Source organism: Streptomyces sp. NPDC043870, from assembly GCF_056435785.1.
The window spans coordinates 1-14,375 of the sequence record NZ_JBWKDT010000078.1; the positions used below are offsets into that span (position 1 = coordinate 1).

The window sequence follows — 14,375 nt, forward strand, 5'->3', positions numbered from 1 at the left end:
ATAGGGAGACAGGGTCCTTTTGGCCCGGGCGGGGGAGGTACGCGGGGGGGCCTGAAACATCGACCGTCTCCTCGGGGGTCGCGCCCGCCCCCCGGGGGGGGGGGGGGGCCCGCCCCCCCCCCACCCCCGTTCAAATGCCCTGGGCGAACGTGAAGAAGCGGTGGGGATCGTACGTGGCCTTGACCGTCGCCAGTCGTGAGTAGTTCTCGGCGTAGTACGACTGCTTCCAGTCCCGCAGCGCCGGGTCCATCCAGTTCTGGTAGGTCTCGCCGTTCGACAGCGGGTCGATCGTGGCGAATCCGTTGTCCACCCAGTGAGTCGCGACCGCCCGGTTCTCGGCCGTGTTCTGCGCCGGATCGTTTATCAGGACGCGGTAGTTGACGGAGAACAGTGCGTCGCGGTGGACGTACGCCGTGTCGGTGCGGGCCGGGTCGTTGGCCGCTCCCCCGAACATGTGCAGGTCGAGATAGCGCGCCTGGCCCGCCCTGCGATCGGCGTCGAATGCCGACATCACGTCCGACCAGCCACTGCGGCTGAGCGGTTCGCTCCCCATTCGGGTTCGCTCCAGGCCGAACGCGGGTCTGGGGAGTACGCCCTGGGGATTCTTCTCGGACCGCCGGCACTGCTCCTGGGTCAGGTTGCCGCAACCGAAGACCATCATCATCAGCGCCTGATACGTCATGACGGCGTCCTGGCGGTGCTGGGGCGCGCCCGTCAGTGCGATCAACCGGGCGGCCTCCGTGGCGAGTTCGGCAGGAGTGCCGCGCGAGGCGAGCATGACGTTCGTCTGGGGCACCGTGCCCGGCGCCGCGTCGGGCTGGACCACGTACGCACCGCCGCCGATGGTGCGCGGTGCGTCCAGGAGCCACCGGGCAACGCCGTCCAGGACGTCGACCGTGCGGTCGTAGGGGAAGGCCAGCATGGTGACGGCCATCTGGTCACCGGTGTGCGGGGTGACCGTGAACCTGGTGACGACGCCGAAGTTTCCGCCGCCACCACCGCGAATCGCCCAGTACAGATCGCTGTTCTGCCGTGGCGACGCGGTGACGGTCCGCCCGTCGGCCAGGACCACCTCGGCCGAGGTCACGGCGTCGCAGGCCATGCCCAGGGGACGCGTCAGGAAGCCGAAGCCGCCGCCCTGCAGGAAGCCGCCGGCCGCGACCGTGGGGCAGCCGCCCTCGCTGACCACCAGTCCGTGCGGAGCGAGTGTGTTGAGGATGTCGACGTTCTGCGCGCCGGGGCCGATCCGCACCGAGCGCTCCCCGACCGTCACGGCGTTCAGCCGCGAGACGTCGACGATCAGGCCGGGGGTGGTCGAGTACCCACCGTAGCTGTGCCCGCCACTGCGTACCGCGGCAGGCAGACAGTTGTCCTGTGCGAAGCGAAGGGCGACGGACACGTCGGTGGAGCTGACGCAGTAGGCGACGGCCTGGGGGTTCATGGCGTCGAACTGCGCCAGTTCGAGCTGCCTGGCGACGGTGTACGCCTCGTCGGACGGCAGCACCAGCGGTCCTTCGAGGTTGCGATCGAGCTGGTCCCAGCGGATTCCCCCGCCCGCGAGGACGGGGGTGGACGGCAGCACGGTGAGGCCGACGGCGGCTGCTCCCGCGCCGAGGAGCGTTCTTCGAGTGATCACACGTTGTCCCAAGATCGGAGTTGCTGTGACGACGGCACCGGTGGCACAGCGGCCCGCCCGCCCGATGGACGGGCGGACGGGCCGGTGGCGACGGCACCGGGCTTCGGTGTGGGGAGGTGCGGGGGTGCCGAGTGGGGACGGGGGCGGCGGGGTCGAGGAAGGGGGCCCCCGGCTCAGGACACCTTGCGGCCGCGCAGGCCCTGCCTGACGACGCCGCTGAGCATGGAGCGGCCGAGGTCGCGCATCTCCTTGGGTCCGCTGGTGCTCGCCCACCACATGAACTTGATCATCGTGGGGGTCGTCGCCCGGAAGAAGCGGCGGTCCTCGCCTTCCTTCCAGCCGAAGGGCGTGTTGACGGACTCGCAGTCGTTGATGGCCTGGAAGACGATGTCGGCCGCCTTGTCGCCGTCGATCTCGCCAACCTCGTATTTCTCACAGGTCTCGTTGGTGACCTCGAGCAGATGCTTGAAGGCGTGACTGTCAGGCCACCACAGCCCCGGGTAAGGGGCTTTCTCCATCTCCTTGAAGTGACGGTCGTCGCCGTCCAGGGAGTAGTTCTGCCGGGCCTGGATCAGCCGCATGGTCGCGGGAGTCGTGAAGCACGCCCACACCCGGAACACCGCGTTCCACAGCCGGAAGTGGGAGAACGAGATGTACGAGCTGTTCACGATCTTGTCGTTGTACTCGAGGAGGCCCTGCTCGAGCCGCTCGACGTACTCGAAGCGCTCCACCGAGAAGTCGTCGTCGCGCAGCGCGTCCAGGATGCGGTGGGCGAGGGCGTCCACCACCTCGAAAGTGTTGGACAGACCGCGCGAGTACAGCGGGTCGATGAAGCCGGCGGCGTGGGACATCAGGCACCAGCGGTGGCCGATGGTCCGCTTGGACGAGTACTGGAGCCGATCGGTGGAGACCCACTCACGTACCCGCTTGGCGCCGTCGAACTGCCTCTTCACCGCCGGGTACATGTCGAGGTAGTGGTTGAACTCCTCGTCGGGAGTCATGTCCTTGGGCTTGGGGTAGACGCGCTCGTCGAAGGTCAGTCCGACGCTGCACACCGGGTTCTTGGAGTCCTTGTAGTTGTCGAAGGGGATGATCCAGAACCAGCCGCGCTCGATCAGATGGTGCAGGGTTCCGCCATGGAAGGGGGACTCGGCAGGCGGGCGCAGGGCCTGGGGGTAGTTGCACACATCGTCGTACGGCTTGATGCCGACGTAGTGCGTGAACAGGGACCGCGCATGGTGCTTGTGCCGGGGCGGGTTCTCCCGCAGGTCGAACTTCTGGGCCAGCGGCGAGCGGAATCCGCTGGCGTCGATGAGGTACTTGGCGCGGAACACCTCGCCGTTGTGGCCGGTGACCGTGACCCCGCTCTCGTCGAAGTCGAGGTCGGTCGCGCGCCAGTTCTGACGGAGCGTGCAGCCGTACTTGGCGGCCACGTTCACGTAGTACGAGTCGGTGTCCTGGCGGAAGAGATGCGTGGCCTCGGTCAGCATCTTGGGGATGACGAACATGGTGGCCTCGCGCGGGTCCGGCTCACGGTTCGTCCGGTGGGTGACAAAGCCGAAGCTCTGCTTCCTGCCGTGGTGCGGACCGATGTTCTCGGTCACCGCCTTGATGTCCAGCATGTGCTTGATCTCGGGGACGTCGTAGCGCACGGCCAGAATGTGCAGCCACTCCACCAGCTGCGGGTTCTGGGACTCACCGACCGCGAACCGCGGATGCTGCCCCGCGTCGATGAGCACCACGTCGGCGCCCTGCCGGGCCAGGATCGCGCCGATGATCGAGCCTCCCAGGCCCGAACCCAGGATCGCGACGTCGCACTCGGTCCACTCGTCTGCCTTGGGGGCCTCTGTCACTGCCCCAGCCTTGGTGGGCAAGACCGCACTCCTCTTCTCGGATGTCGGATTCCCACGACGCGTCTGCCGCGCGTCGGCCTGTGCTCAGTTCTGGTGACGGGGCTCGCCGAACCAGCGGGTGAGCGCCTCGCCGAGTCCGTCGGCGGAGCCTTCGGCACCGGCCCAGGCGACATAGCCGTCCGGGCGCACCAGCAGGTCGGCGGCCGGTGCCCCGGGGTCGTGGCGAGTGGCGGTGACGATGTCGACCCGGTCGGACCAGGCCTGCGCCGTCTCGCGCAGTGCGGGACTGTCGTGGAGGTCGAGCAGCAGGGCGTGCCCCTTGTGCAGGAGCTGGTACGTGGTGGACTTCCGGTCGCCGATCAGCAGTTCCTGGTCGGGCAGCCGGCGGCCGAGCAGCGGATGGCCGCCGGCGCCGACGTCGTAGGCGATGTCCAGACCGGTGACCAGACCGACGAGGTGGTGCTGGACCGCTTCGATCGTGACCAGTTCCGCGAAGACGTCGCGCAGCGGCTGCATCTCGGGGCCGCCGAGGTAGAGGGAGCGCTGGACCAGGGTGTTGGCCACGATCCGGGCGCCGACCGGGTGCCGCTCGGTGTGGTAGGTGTCGAGCAGGCCGGGCGGTGCGTAGCCCTTGATCTCGGCAGCGAGCTTCCATCCGAGGTTCACCACGTCCCCCAGGCCGGCGCTGATGCCCTGGGCGCCGATGGGGAGGTGGATGTGCGCCGCGTCCCCGGCCAGGAAGATCCGTCCGCTCCGGTAGGAACCGGCCTGGCGGCTCGCGTCGGTGAAGTAGCTGGTCCACAGCGGCTCGGCGGCGTGGATGTCCTCGCCGGTCACGCGCTGGAAGGCGTCGGCGACCTCCGGGAAGGTGGGCGGTTCCTGCACCTTCCTGACCCCGGCGTTCCGCTCGAAGACGACGACGCGCGTGGCGTGCGGGCCCAGCGGGAGCACCACGACCATGCCCGCTTCGCCGACTTCGCCGGTCGGGCGGATGCGCAGCGGGACACCGGAGACGTCGGCCATCTTCATCTCGATGGTCGCGTCCGTGCCCGGGAAGTCGATGCCGGCCAGGCGGCGGACGGTGCTGCGGGCACCGTCGCAGCCCACCACGTACGCGGCGCGCAGCCGCTTGTCGCCCTCGGCGGTGGCGAGTTCGACCTCGACACCGTCGTCCGGGGCCGTGAGGCCGACGAGCTCCTGCCCCCGGCGTACGTCGGCGCCGAGGCCGACCGCCCAGTCGTTGAGTATGGATTCCGTCAGGGACTGGGGAACGCCCCGGACCCCGAAGTTCCCACCTTCGACAACGCGATAGTCGATGGGCAGGCCACCGAAATGCCCGACGGGGATGGTCTCGAGTTCACCGAATTTCGCCAGAAGCCCGCGCTGGCCGAACTCCTCGATCGTGCGGGCGGAGAACCCCAGGGCCCGTGACTGCTGCATGGGTTCGACCAGCCGGTCGACCACGACGACCGAAAGTCCCGCCAAGCGGAGTTCACCCGCGAGCATGAGCCCCGAAGGGCCTGCTCCCGCAACAATCACATCGGCATCGAAATTGTCCATGTTCCCTCTCCCGACGGCTGTTTCTTTCCAGTATTCCGAGGGCACCCGGGAAGATGAATGGCTGCGAGTACAGGACTCCGACAAGTTCGTCAAATTCCTGCAGCTACTACAGGAGCGGATCAGGGACGGTCACGGTAAAGGCGTGAGGGTGCCGGAAGACGCTTTCCGGCACCCTTACCCGCGGATTCGGCGGCCGCGTTACCGGCTTTCAAAGCGGGCGAAGCGGGCTCAGTACAGGCCCATCACGCGTTCGACCGCGAGCTCGATCACCACGAGCCCCGGTGGCTCCGGCGGCGGTGACCAGTAGCGCTTGGCGTAACGGCGTACGCCCTCCCTCACCCGTAGCGGGTCGTCCGACACCGTCGCGGTGCCTTCGAGAGTGATCCAGTGAGGACCCGCCACCTGACAGACCGCCACCCGGCCACCGGGGCCGGCCAGCACGTTCCTGGTCTTGCGGCGCGTCCGGGCGGTCATGACCCGGGCCAGACCGGCGTCACCGTCCCAGGTGAACCGCACGGGCGTCACGTGCGGCGTGCCGTCGGGGCGATGGGTGACGAGGGTGCCCAGGTGGTTCTCGGCGAGAAAGTCCTCGGCCGAGTCGGACAGCGGCAGTCGCAGCGGCATACGCTCGCCCGTTCTCTACGCGGCGTGCTTCGGCGCGTCGCCGGGCTGCCCTGATGCCTTCATGACGGGAAGGAGGAGCAGGGTGACGACGAACGCGGCGGCGGCGAAGCCCGCTCCGACGAGGAAGGCGTCGTGGAAGACGCTGGTCCGCGCCTCCCTGACGAGTTCCGGGATGCCCCTGGCCTGTGCTTCCAGCTGGGGTATGTTGCGGAAGGCGATGGTGGCGGCGACGGCCAGGCCGACCGCGCCGCCGACCTCCTGGCTGGTGTTGATGAGACCGGCGGCCAGGCCGGAGTCCTGCTCCTCGGCCCCCGTGAACGCGGAGACCTGCACGGGCACGAACGACAGACCGAGCCCGAGACCCGTGAGCAGGAAGGCGGGCAGCAGATCCGTCAGGTACGAGGCGTCGGACGGCGCCCGCCACAGCAGCAGCATGCCGCCCGCCGCGAGGGCGAGACCGGCCATGAGGACCGGCTTGGTGGCGACCTTGGTGACGAGCTGCGAGGCGACACCGGCACCGACCGCCGTGATGACGGCGAGCGGCACATAGGCGAGGCCGGTCTTGACCGCCGAGTAGTCCAGGACCTGCTGCATGAACAGGCTGGCGAAGAAGAACAGCGACACCGCGGTACCGAGCAGCAGCACGGCGACGGCGTTCGCCGCCCGCAGCGCCGGGCGCCGGAAGATACCGAGCGGGATCAGCGGCGCCTTGGCGCGCCGTTCGATGAGCAGGAAGGCGAGCAGCAGCACGGCCGCCACGCCGAACCCGCTGTAGATCCGGGCCGTGGGGACGTCCGAGTCGTCGACGGTGAGGCCGAGGGAGAAGATCAGCAGCACCAGACCGGTGGTGAGGAGGACGGCCCCGGTGACGTCGAATCCCTGACGCCGCCGTGTGGCGCGGCTCTCGGGCACGATGAACGGCGCCACCAGTGCGCCCACCAGTCCGATCGGCACGTTGATGAAGAAGACCCAGCGCCAGCCGGGTCCGTCCGTGAGCAGACCGCCCAGGGTGACACCGGCCACCGCGGCGATACCGCTCAGCGCACCCCAGGCGCCGAGGGCCTTGTTGCGCTCGGCGCCCTCCTCGAAGGTGTTCGTCAGCAGGCTGAGTGCGGCGGTGGCGATGAACGCCGCGCCGAGGCCCTGGGCACCACGGGCGACGACCAGCATGACGGCGTCCTGTGCGAACCCCGCGAGCAGGGACGACAGTGCGAACAGGATCAGACCGGTCTGGAGCATCCGGCGTCGCCCGAAGGTGTCGGCGAGCCGGCCGCAGAGCAGTAGGAACCCGCCGAGCAGCGTTCCGTACGTCGTGACGACGTACTGCAGTTGGGTCTGGGAGATGTTGAGCTCGTCCTCGATGGTGGGAAGCGCGACGTTCACGATCGACACATCGAGGAACGTCATGAATCCGGCGAGGCAGAGAAACGCCAGGATGAGCCCGGGACGGCGCACCTGCGGTGTGGCCGCTGCCCGGCCGGTGCTGTGCAGGGACTCTGGGATCGACATGTCGCTCCTGGTGGATGAGGAGGATTCGCGGAATCGGAAGCGGGATCGCAGGAGGATTCGCAGAAGGAATCGGAGGCGGAGCCGGGACGGAACCGGAGCCGGACCGGAGAGCGCGTCAGGACGCTAGCATCCTGGGTAAAGTAGGTACCTAGAGGAAAGTGACTTCCCGGGAGGACCCATGAGCGGTACGACCACCCAGAGCGGCACCCGCGCGCGCACGGCACCGGCCCGGTCCGAACAGGCGTGCCCGATCGCACCGGTACTCGACATCGTCTTCAGCCGCTGGACCACGCCGATCCTGTGGACCCTCAACGAGTACGGCCGGCAGCGCTTCGTGGAGCTGCAGCGCAACATCGCCACGATCACGCCGAAGGTACTGACACAGCGGCTGCGGCAGATGGAGCGCGACGGTCTCGTCCTGCGCACCTATCACCCCGAGGTTCCCCCCAGGGTGGAGTACGAGATCAGCGATCTCGGACGCAGCCTGGCGCCGCTCTTCGCGACGCTCGCCGAGTGGTCCGAGTCCAACCTGTCCAGGGTCGAACAGGCGCGCCGCGACTTCGACTCCGCGGACCAGCGAGCCTGAGGGCGCGACCGCGGCTCAGCGTCGCGACGCACCCGTACTCGTACCCGCACCCGCACCCGCACCCGCACCCGCACCCACGTCCGCGGTCCCGGCCTCCAGCACACGCATCGAGCCCCGATAGAAGATGAGCGGGTTCTCATCGTGGGCGGGAACCCCGAGCTCGACGACCTCACCCAGCAGGATGGAGTGGTCCCCTCCGTCGTACTCCTCCATCAGCCGGCAGCCCAGGAACGCCAGGGCCCCGCTGAGGACGGGCAGTCCCCCCGAGGACCGGTGATGCGGCACCTCCTCGACCTTCGCGGACTCGCGGCCCGCGAACGCCCAGGCGAGTGGCTCCTGTTGACGTGTCAGGAAGTTGACCACGAACCCGCCCGATTCCTGAAGCACCGGACGCAGCCGGGACCGCTCGTGCAGGCAGAACAGCACGAGCGGTGGTTCGAGCGAGACGGAGGTGAAGGAATTGACCGTCGTTCCGGCGGAGTTGCCGGGCCCGCCGGTGGTGATGACCGTGACGCCGGTGGCGAAGTTGCCGCACACGTTGCGCAGCGCCTTGCCGTCCACCGGCTTCTGCTGGTGCGATGCGTGCTGTACGGGAATCACGAGAGCCCTCTCGTCTCGTCAGGTACGCGGGGTGATGAGATCCGCCGGTTTCGGAGTCAGGTCCGTGGTCAGAGCCTCGCGCCGGGACAGCAGAGGCCCCGCCATCGCCGTCGTGACGAGAGCCATGATCACCAGCATGGTGAACATGCGCCCGTCGAGGACGCCCAGGCTGACTGCCGCGTTGAGGATGATGAGTTCGGTCAGACCCCGGGTGTTCATGAGCAGCCCGAGGTCCTTCGCCTCCCGCCAGGACAGGTGGAACAGACGCGCCGGTACGACCGCGCCGAGCAGCTTGCCCGCGCAGGCGACGGCGATGATCAGCGCCAGCGCGAGGTAGTCACCGGCGGTCAGGGCGCCGAGGTCCACGCCGAGCCCGGTGACGATGAAGAACACCGGCAACAGCACAAGGCCCACGTTGTCCAGCGGTTTGCGCAGATGCTGGGTGAGGACACGGACCGGCTCACGCGGCATCACGAAGCCGAACAGGAAGGCGCCGAAGATGGCGTGGATGCCGATCCAGGTGGTCAGCCAGGCCGAGGTGAACGCGCCGGCGCACAGGACCACCAGCAGCGAGGACCAGCGTTCGGTACTCGCCCAGCGCCACACCAGGCGGGCGACCAGGGGCCGCACCACCAGCAGCATCAGCGCGACGTAACCGACGCCGAGCGCACCGATCCGTGCCAGCTCCGTGTAGTCGCCGTCCGCGCTGACCAGGGCCGACACATACGCCAGCAGACACCAGGCCAGCACGTCGTCGATGGCCGCGCTGGCCAGGGACAGCGTGCCGACCCGGGTGTCGAGCAGCTTGTTGTCGGCGAGGATCCGGGCCAGCACGGGAAACGCGGTCACCGACATCGCCGTACCCATGAAGGTGGCGAAGGCGACGAAGGAGATGTGCTGTCCGGCCACCGTCGCATGGTGCGGGTGGAGCACGGTCGCGAGGGCCACGCCGAGGCCGAACGCCAGCGCGACGGAGGAGAGCGAGACCCCGGCCGCCAGGCCGGCGTGCGGGCGGATCAGCCGCTTCTCGAACTCCCAGCCGACCACGAACATGAAGATGACGAGGCCGACTTGGGAGACCGCCGACAGAAACGGGCGTACGTCGGCCGGGAAGATCCGCTGGGGCAGGTCCCCGGGGAGCAGGCCCAGCACGCTCGGGCCGAGAGCGATGCCCGCGGCGATCTCGCCGATCACGGCGGGCTGGCGCAACCGCCGTACGGCCCGGCCCAGCATGAGACCGATCAGCAGGACGACGGCGATGTCGGCCAGCATGATGGCGAACTTCATGTCCGGTGTGCCGGCTGCCATGGCGGTCATCGGGCGCCTCCGATGCCGGGCGGGCTGCCGGTCATCCACACCACGCGGAACGACAGCGCGGCGAGCCGCCAGCCCTCGGGCGTACGCCGGGCCTCACCGGTCACCAGCGTGCCGGTCACGAAGAGCGGTTCCGCGGCCGCGCCGGGGTGGTGCACGTGCGTCGACACGAGATTGGCGCGCAGAACGGCCCGGTCGTCGCTCACGACATCGACAATCGCCGGTGAATTCAGATGCTGTGTCCGCTCGAATGCCGCCAGTGCGTCGCGGTGGTAATCGGCGAGCCCGACGATGCCCTCGTGCCGGCTCATCGGGAACTCGACACGGGCGTCGTCGGTGAACAGGCTTCGCGCCCATGCGTCGTCGAGCTTGTCGTCGTCGAGAGCGATCAGATAACGGTCCAGCAGCGTGCCCGTGCCGGGACCGGGAGTTGACTGGCCTGAGTTCATTGCCCGAGCATGGCGCCCTTTCCGAGGGGCCCCCAAGGCCGCTTGTCAAAGATCTGACGAAGTTGCGGAAGATCTGACGACGCCCTCGAAGAGTTGACGAACCTGCCGGGATTCTTGAACAGAACGCACTTCAGCTCACGATCCGTTCTTGTGATGCTGTTCGGGAAACGGCCCTCCGTTCCTCCATGTCCTCAAGCGGAAGAGAAGAGAGAATGCCGAAAATCGCAGCCGACGGAAAGCACCTGACCGTCCTCAACCTGTTCTCGACCGACGCCCCCGAGAAGCAGGAGAGCCTGCTCGGGGCGATGCGGGAGATCGTCGACAGCGCGGCCTTCGACGGCTGGATCTCCAGCACGGTCCACAGCGGCCAGGACAAGCCCGGTACGGCCAACTTCATCCAGTGGCGCTCCACCGAGGACCTCGAAGCCCGTTACGCCGGCGAGGAGTTCAAGCACCGTACGCTCCCTCTCTTTCGCGAGATCACGACGTCGATCCGGCTGCTGCAGAACGAGGTGGCCTTCACCCAGCAGGCGCCGGCGCTGGGCGGCGTGACCGAGATTTCGCCCGACCGGGACGACTACACCGTCATCGAGATCTACGGTGTGGCGGAGAAGGACCAGGACGACCTGATCGACGCCCTGGGCCCGTCACAGGAGTGGCTGCTCGAGGTGGCGGGCTACCGGACCCACACCGTCCTGCGGGGTCTGCGCGCCCGTGGTCTCGACGGCACGTTCGTCGTCTCCTACTCCCAGTGGGACGACAAGGAGTCGTACGACCGCTTCCGTGACCTGCCCGAGGCGGAGCGGTCCGCCGCACGGCAGAAGACCGACGTCCGCGTGGCCGCCCTGGCGACCTCGCACGACTGGAACACCTACCGGGTCGTGCACTCCCGGTCGGCGGGTCAGTAGGAACGTTCCCGACGGTGGTCCCAGGCGGCCGGCTCCGCCTGGGACCACCGTCCTTTCCGTTCGCCGACCGGATGACGAAGTCGTGTCGTGCCCCCGGCTCGTGTCCGGCGCACCGCCTCCGGGCATGGAGTGATGATGCGTGTGCTCGTGGTCGACTCCGATGACCGGGCCGCCGAAGCCCTGGTCTCCCGACTGATCAGGAACGGACACCGGGCCAGCCGTGTCCGTTCGGGCCGAGCGGCGCTCAGGACCTGGGACCAAGCCGATCTGATCCTCCTCGACCTGGGCCTGCCCGATCTGGACGGCGTGGAGGTCTGCGGGGAGATCCGCGCCAGAGGCGGCACCCCCATCATCACCTTCACCAGCAAGGACACCGAACTCGACCGTGTCCTCAGCCTTCAGGCGGGTGCAGACGACTGCCTGGTCAAACCGTACGGATACCGCGAGCTCATGGCCCGGATGAATGCGGTCATGCGCCGCGCCGCCGCACGGACGAGCACAGCGGCCCTGTCACGCGGCGCCCTGCACATCGATCCGCACAGCCGGCAGGTGCGCGTGCACGAGCGGATCGTCGACGTGACCCGCAAGGAGTTCGACCTGCTCTTCCTGCTCGCCTCGACCCCGGATGCGGTGGTGTCCCGGAGGGACCTGATGGCGAAGGTCTGGGCGGACGAGTGGGCGATCTCGAGCCGCACCGTCGACACCCATGTGAGCACGCTGCGCACCAAGCTCGGTGACGGCGACTGGATCATCACCGTACGCGGCCTCGGATACCGGCTCGGCGACGGGACGGGAAGCTGAGCACCAACGGCCGGTCCGGGCCCGTCCCGTGGATCAGGGCGTGTCCCGTGGATCAGGCACGTCCCGTGGATCAGGGCTGTCCCGTGGATCAGGGCTGTCCTCCGGATCGTGCCGGGCCGATCCGGAAGGCGGGTCCTGGGACCGGCTCGTCTCGCACGAGGCGAGCAGCCGTTCCGCCCGGTCCTCCGCGATGTCGAGCGTGGGAAGCACGGCGGGGAGCGAGATGCTCGGCAGCACATGAGACAGCAGGACGAGCACCCGGTGCGACAGATCCGCCCGCTCGCACAGGACGTGGGACATCTCCTGAATCCCGGAGAAGGCGCCGGCCAGCATCTCGGCCGTGTCGGCAGGGTCGATGTGCGGCAGGAGTTCCCCTTGCGCCCTCGCCTCGGCCAGCAGATCCGTGAGCCGGTCGATCCAGGAGCGGAACGGTGCGGCCCGGTCGAGGCCCTCGCCCCACCGGTCCATCGCGAGCCCGACACTCGCACGCGTCAGCGGATCATGGCGTAACTGGTGGGCGAAGAGCAGCGCCTGGTCCGCCAGTTCCTGGAGCTTCGTCCGCTGCGGCGGCAGCGGACCGACCCTCAGCTGAGCCTCCATCACCTCGTGCGCGAGTTCCTCCTTCGAGGCGAAGTGGAAGTAGAGCGCGCCCTTGGTCACACCGGCCCGTGCGAGGATCTCGGTGATCGTGGCTGAGCTGTAGCCGCGCTCGTCGAAGACGGCTGCCGCTGCCAGCAGAATCGACGTGCGGGTCCGGATCGCTCGCGCCTGCTGTGTCATCTGTTACGTGCCCATTTCTGTGTCAGAGCGGGCAGGTGTGACGCGGCGGCCGTATACGAACACGGGTTCCCCGTCCCAACTGCGTCAGGAATACGTACGGATGGCGACCGGCAGCCACACCCGGGCGTGAGCTCTTTCACACCGCCCCCCTCGGACCACAGCCGCTCGATGCATGTTTGCCGCGCGTTAACAAATCTCCGGTGATCGCTGTCGCACTCCCCCTCTGCCGATCTCCCTTCCGCCGCTCATTACAGACCGGCCGGTACGGTATCAACCTCATGGCACCGGGTGCGGACACACCGTCAAGCATCCGCAGAGACCGACAAGTACAGAGAAACGTCAGAACTGCCGCCCAGAACAGCGGCACGGCCGGGTTACCGGCGGAAAGCAGCACTGGCCGGAACGTGCACATCGGTCTGTCTACATATTGGACACCGGGCGGGCCGATCTACGTTGGCCTGAAGAAGGTGTGTACGTACGTCGGCATACTCGGACAAGATTTCACAATGCGCCTGGTCCGGGCAAGTTTACCCAGATTTATTTTGACAAACTGATGCGCTGGTTTTTAGCCTCGCTCGCAGTGGCCTGCCATGTACGTCGAGCTGGAACTACTCGCAAGGGGGAGAGTAATGAGTCAGCACTCGACCGACACGTTGGAACCGCGAAAGACGTCGTTACCCGCACAGCACACCACTGCGACCTGGCGCGTCCTCGTGGTCGAGGGCAACGCCGACGAGATGGAGCCCCTCGCCAACGGGCTGCGGCGGCACGGGCACGAGGTGGACGGCGCATCGACGGGAGGAGCAGCCCTCCAGGCATGCGAGGGCGCCGACATCATCCTGCTCGACCTGGAACTTCCCGATCTCGACGGCCTGGAGGTATGCCGGTCCATCAGGTCGGCGTGCGACGTCCCCGTGATCGCCGTCACCGCGTGGGGCACCGAACTGGATCGTGTCCTCGGTCTCCAGGCCGGCGCGGACGACTATCTGGTCAAGCCTTACGGCTTCCGTGAACTCATGGCCCGTATGGAGGCCGTCATGCGTCGCGCGCGGCCTCAGCAGAACAGCGCCAAGGTCGTCTCGCACGGCCCCTTGCACATCGATGCCGGCACCCGAGAAGTCTGCCTCGGCGGCCGGATCATCGATCTCACGCGCAAGGAGTTCGATCTGCTCCATCTCCTCGCGTCTCATCCGGGCACCGTTATTTCTCGTAAACGAATAATGGAGCAGGTCTGGGGGGACTCCTGGTCCCGGCGAACCGTCGACACACATGTCAGCAGCCTCCGCAACAAACTCGGAGGCAGTGACTGGATCATTACGGTCCGCGGCGTTGGATTCCGCTTCGGCCGGGGTTGATTTCACGCACAGTACCCTCGGCCGGATGGGGGGTGAGTTCCGGGAGCCGGAGCTCACCCCCTTTCCAGTTCTGTGGCACCTGACGGAGCTGTGACATTCGCCTGGCTGTTGGCCAACAAATCAGCAGTCTCCCTGCAGAACCTGACCGAAGGCTGAATGCGATCACCTTGAAGGCGGGAACGGGCCCGGTCAATCATGGATCAGCGGCCCGGTGCACTGTTCCGGAGAAACTCCTCCCGAAATCCGAGCACGGGTGACCGCGATTTCCGAGCAGTCAGAGGAGATGCCCCGTCGTGCGCAAGGTCCTCATCGCCAACCGAGGCGAGATCGCTGTCCGCGTTGCCCGTGCATGCCGGGACGCCGGGATCGCGAGCGTAGCCGTCTACGCCGATCCGGACCG

At 67.8% G+C, this 14,375-nt stretch carries 14 protein-coding genes; 5 read left to right on the forward strand and 9 right to left on the reverse strand.

What is annotated here, in order from left to right; all coding sequences use genetic code 11:
- Nucleotides 1-130: 130 nt before the first annotated feature.
- The 5 genes from AC0699_RS38010 to AC0699_RS38030 all read right to left on the reverse strand — a co-directional run bounded on the left by AC0699_RS38010 (nt 131) and on the right by AC0699_RS38030 (nt 7,182).
- Complete coding sequence (locus AC0699_RS38010; protein WP_478670515.1) at nt 131-1,636, reverse strand: FAD-binding oxidoreductase; 1,506 nt, start codon at nt 1,634-1,636, stop codon at nt 131-133.
- Nucleotides 1,637-1,809: 173 nt separating this feature from the next.
- A complete protein-coding gene (locus AC0699_RS38015; protein ID WP_478670518.1) occupies nt 1,810-3,489 on the reverse strand; it encodes an NAD(P)/FAD-dependent oxidoreductase in 1,680 nt (559 codons plus the stop codon).
- Between the two features lie 84 nt (nt 3,490-3,573).
- Nucleotides 3,574-5,049 (reverse strand): FAD-dependent monooxygenase, encoded by a 1,476-nt coding sequence (locus tag AC0699_RS38020; protein WP_478670523.1) that lies wholly within the window; start codon nt 5,047-5,049, stop codon nt 3,574-3,576.
- 228 nt (nt 5,050-5,277) lie between these two features.
- Nucleotides 5,278-5,673, reverse strand: coding sequence for a pyridoxamine 5'-phosphate oxidase family protein (locus tag AC0699_RS38025; RefSeq protein WP_478670527.1), 396 nt, complete (start codon nt 5,671-5,673; stop codon nt 5,278-5,280).
- 15 nt (nt 5,674-5,688) lie between these two features.
- Nucleotides 5,689-7,182 carry an MFS transporter gene (locus AC0699_RS38030; RefSeq protein ID WP_478670532.1) on the reverse strand — a complete coding sequence of 498 codons (1,494 nt, stop codon included), beginning with the start codon at nt 7,180-7,182 and terminating at the stop codon, nt 5,689-5,691.
- Nucleotides 7,183-7,360: 178 nt separating this feature from the next.
- Between AC0699_RS38030 and AC0699_RS38035 the strand changes: the two genes are divergently transcribed.
- Complete coding sequence (locus AC0699_RS38035; RefSeq protein WP_478670536.1) at nt 7,361-7,768, forward strand: winged helix-turn-helix transcriptional regulator; 408 nt, start codon at nt 7,361-7,363, stop codon at nt 7,766-7,768.
- A gap of 15 nt (nt 7,769-7,783) precedes the next feature.
- Here the strand turns inward: AC0699_RS38035 and AC0699_RS38040 are convergent, their stop codons facing one another.
- Genes AC0699_RS38040 through AC0699_RS38050 form a run of 3 tightly spaced genes read right to left on the reverse strand, consistent with a single transcriptional unit; the run spans nt 7,784 to nt 10,131 of the window.
- Nucleotides 7,784-8,368, reverse strand: a complete 585-nt coding sequence (locus tag AC0699_RS38040) for a flavin reductase family protein (RefSeq protein WP_478670541.1) — start codon at nt 8,366-8,368, stop codon at nt 7,784-7,786.
- 18 nt (nt 8,369-8,386) lie between these two features.
- Complete coding sequence (locus AC0699_RS38045) at nt 8,387-9,685, reverse strand: cation:proton antiporter (protein WP_478670545.1); 1,299 nt, start codon at nt 9,683-9,685, stop codon at nt 8,387-8,389.
- Nucleotides 9,682-10,131: a nuclear transport factor 2 family protein gene (locus AC0699_RS38050; RefSeq protein ID WP_478670549.1), complete on the reverse strand. Its 450-nt coding sequence runs from the start codon at nt 10,129-10,131 to the stop codon at nt 9,682-9,684. The genes AC0699_RS38045 and AC0699_RS38050 overlap by 4 nt, the downstream gene beginning before the upstream one ends.
- Before the next feature lie 212 nt (nt 10,132-10,343).
- Between AC0699_RS38050 and AC0699_RS38055 the strand changes: the two genes are divergently transcribed.
- Together AC0699_RS38055 and AC0699_RS38060 are read left to right on the forward strand one after the other, a co-directional pair.
- Nucleotides 10,344-11,039: an antibiotic biosynthesis monooxygenase gene (locus AC0699_RS38055; RefSeq protein ID WP_478670553.1), complete on the forward strand. Its 696-nt coding sequence runs from the start codon at nt 10,344-10,346 to the stop codon at nt 11,037-11,039.
- A 132-nt stretch (nt 11,040-11,171) separates the two neighbouring features.
- A complete protein-coding gene (locus AC0699_RS38060) occupies nt 11,172-11,840 on the forward strand; it encodes a response regulator transcription factor (protein ID WP_478670557.1) in 669 nt (222 codons plus the stop codon).
- Between the two features lie 33 nt (nt 11,841-11,873).
- On the opposite strand, the gene AC0699_RS38065 is transcribed toward AC0699_RS38060, so the two are convergent.
- A complete protein-coding gene (locus AC0699_RS38065; RefSeq protein ID WP_478670562.1) occupies nt 11,874-12,620 on the reverse strand; it encodes a ScbR family autoregulator-binding transcription factor in 747 nt (248 codons plus the stop codon).
- A gap of 629 nt (nt 12,621-13,249) precedes the next feature.
- On the opposite strand from AC0699_RS38065, the gene AC0699_RS38070 reads away from it, so the two are divergent.
- Both AC0699_RS38070 and AC0699_RS38075 read left to right on the forward strand, forming a co-directional pair.
- Nucleotides 13,250-13,975, forward strand: a complete 726-nt coding sequence (locus AC0699_RS38070; protein ID WP_478670565.1) for a response regulator transcription factor — start codon at nt 13,250-13,252, stop codon at nt 13,973-13,975.
- Nucleotides 13,976-14,268: 293 nt separating this feature from the next.
- Nucleotides 14,269-14,375 (forward strand): biotin carboxylase N-terminal domain-containing protein (locus tag AC0699_RS38075; RefSeq protein ID WP_324787317.1); only part of this gene is annotated, 107 nt, incomplete at its 3' end.

Excerpts from the sequence above, each read along its gene's own strand:
- AC0699_RS38020 (WP_478670523.1), bottom strand. The coding sequence starts at position 5,049 with ATGGACAATTTCGATGCCGATGTGATTGTTGCGGGAGCAGGCCCTTCG.
- AC0699_RS38025 (WP_478670527.1), bottom strand. The coding sequence starts at position 5,673 with ATGCCGCTGCGACTGCCGCTGTCCGACTCGGCCGAGGACTTTCTCGCC.
- AC0699_RS38030 (WP_478670532.1), bottom strand. The coding sequence starts at position 7,182 with ATGTCGATCCCAGAGTCCCTGCACAGCACCGGCCGGGCAGCGGCCACA.
- AC0699_RS38035 (WP_478670536.1), top strand. The coding sequence starts at position 7,361 with ATGAGCGGTACGACCACCCAGAGCGGCACCCGCGCGCGCACGGCACCG.
- AC0699_RS38045 (WP_478670545.1), bottom strand. The coding sequence starts at position 9,685 with ATGACCGCCATGGCAGCCGGCACACCGGACATGAAGTTCGCCATCATG.
- AC0699_RS38050 (WP_478670549.1), bottom strand. The coding sequence starts at position 10,131 with ATGAACTCAGGCCAGTCAACTCCCGGTCCCGGCACGGGCACGCTGCTG.
- AC0699_RS38055 (WP_478670553.1), top strand. The coding sequence starts at position 10,344 with ATGCCGAAAATCGCAGCCGACGGAAAGCACCTGACCGTCCTCAACCTG.
- AC0699_RS38060 (WP_478670557.1), top strand. The coding sequence starts at position 11,172 with ATGATGCGTGTGCTCGTGGTCGACTCCGATGACCGGGCCGCCGAAGCC.
- AC0699_RS38065 (WP_478670562.1), bottom strand. The coding sequence starts at position 12,620 with ATGACACAGCAGGCGCGAGCGATCCGGACCCGCACGTCGATTCTGCTG.
- AC0699_RS38070 (WP_478670565.1), top strand. The coding sequence starts at position 13,250 with ATGAGTCAGCACTCGACCGACACGTTGGAACCGCGAAAGACGTCGTTA.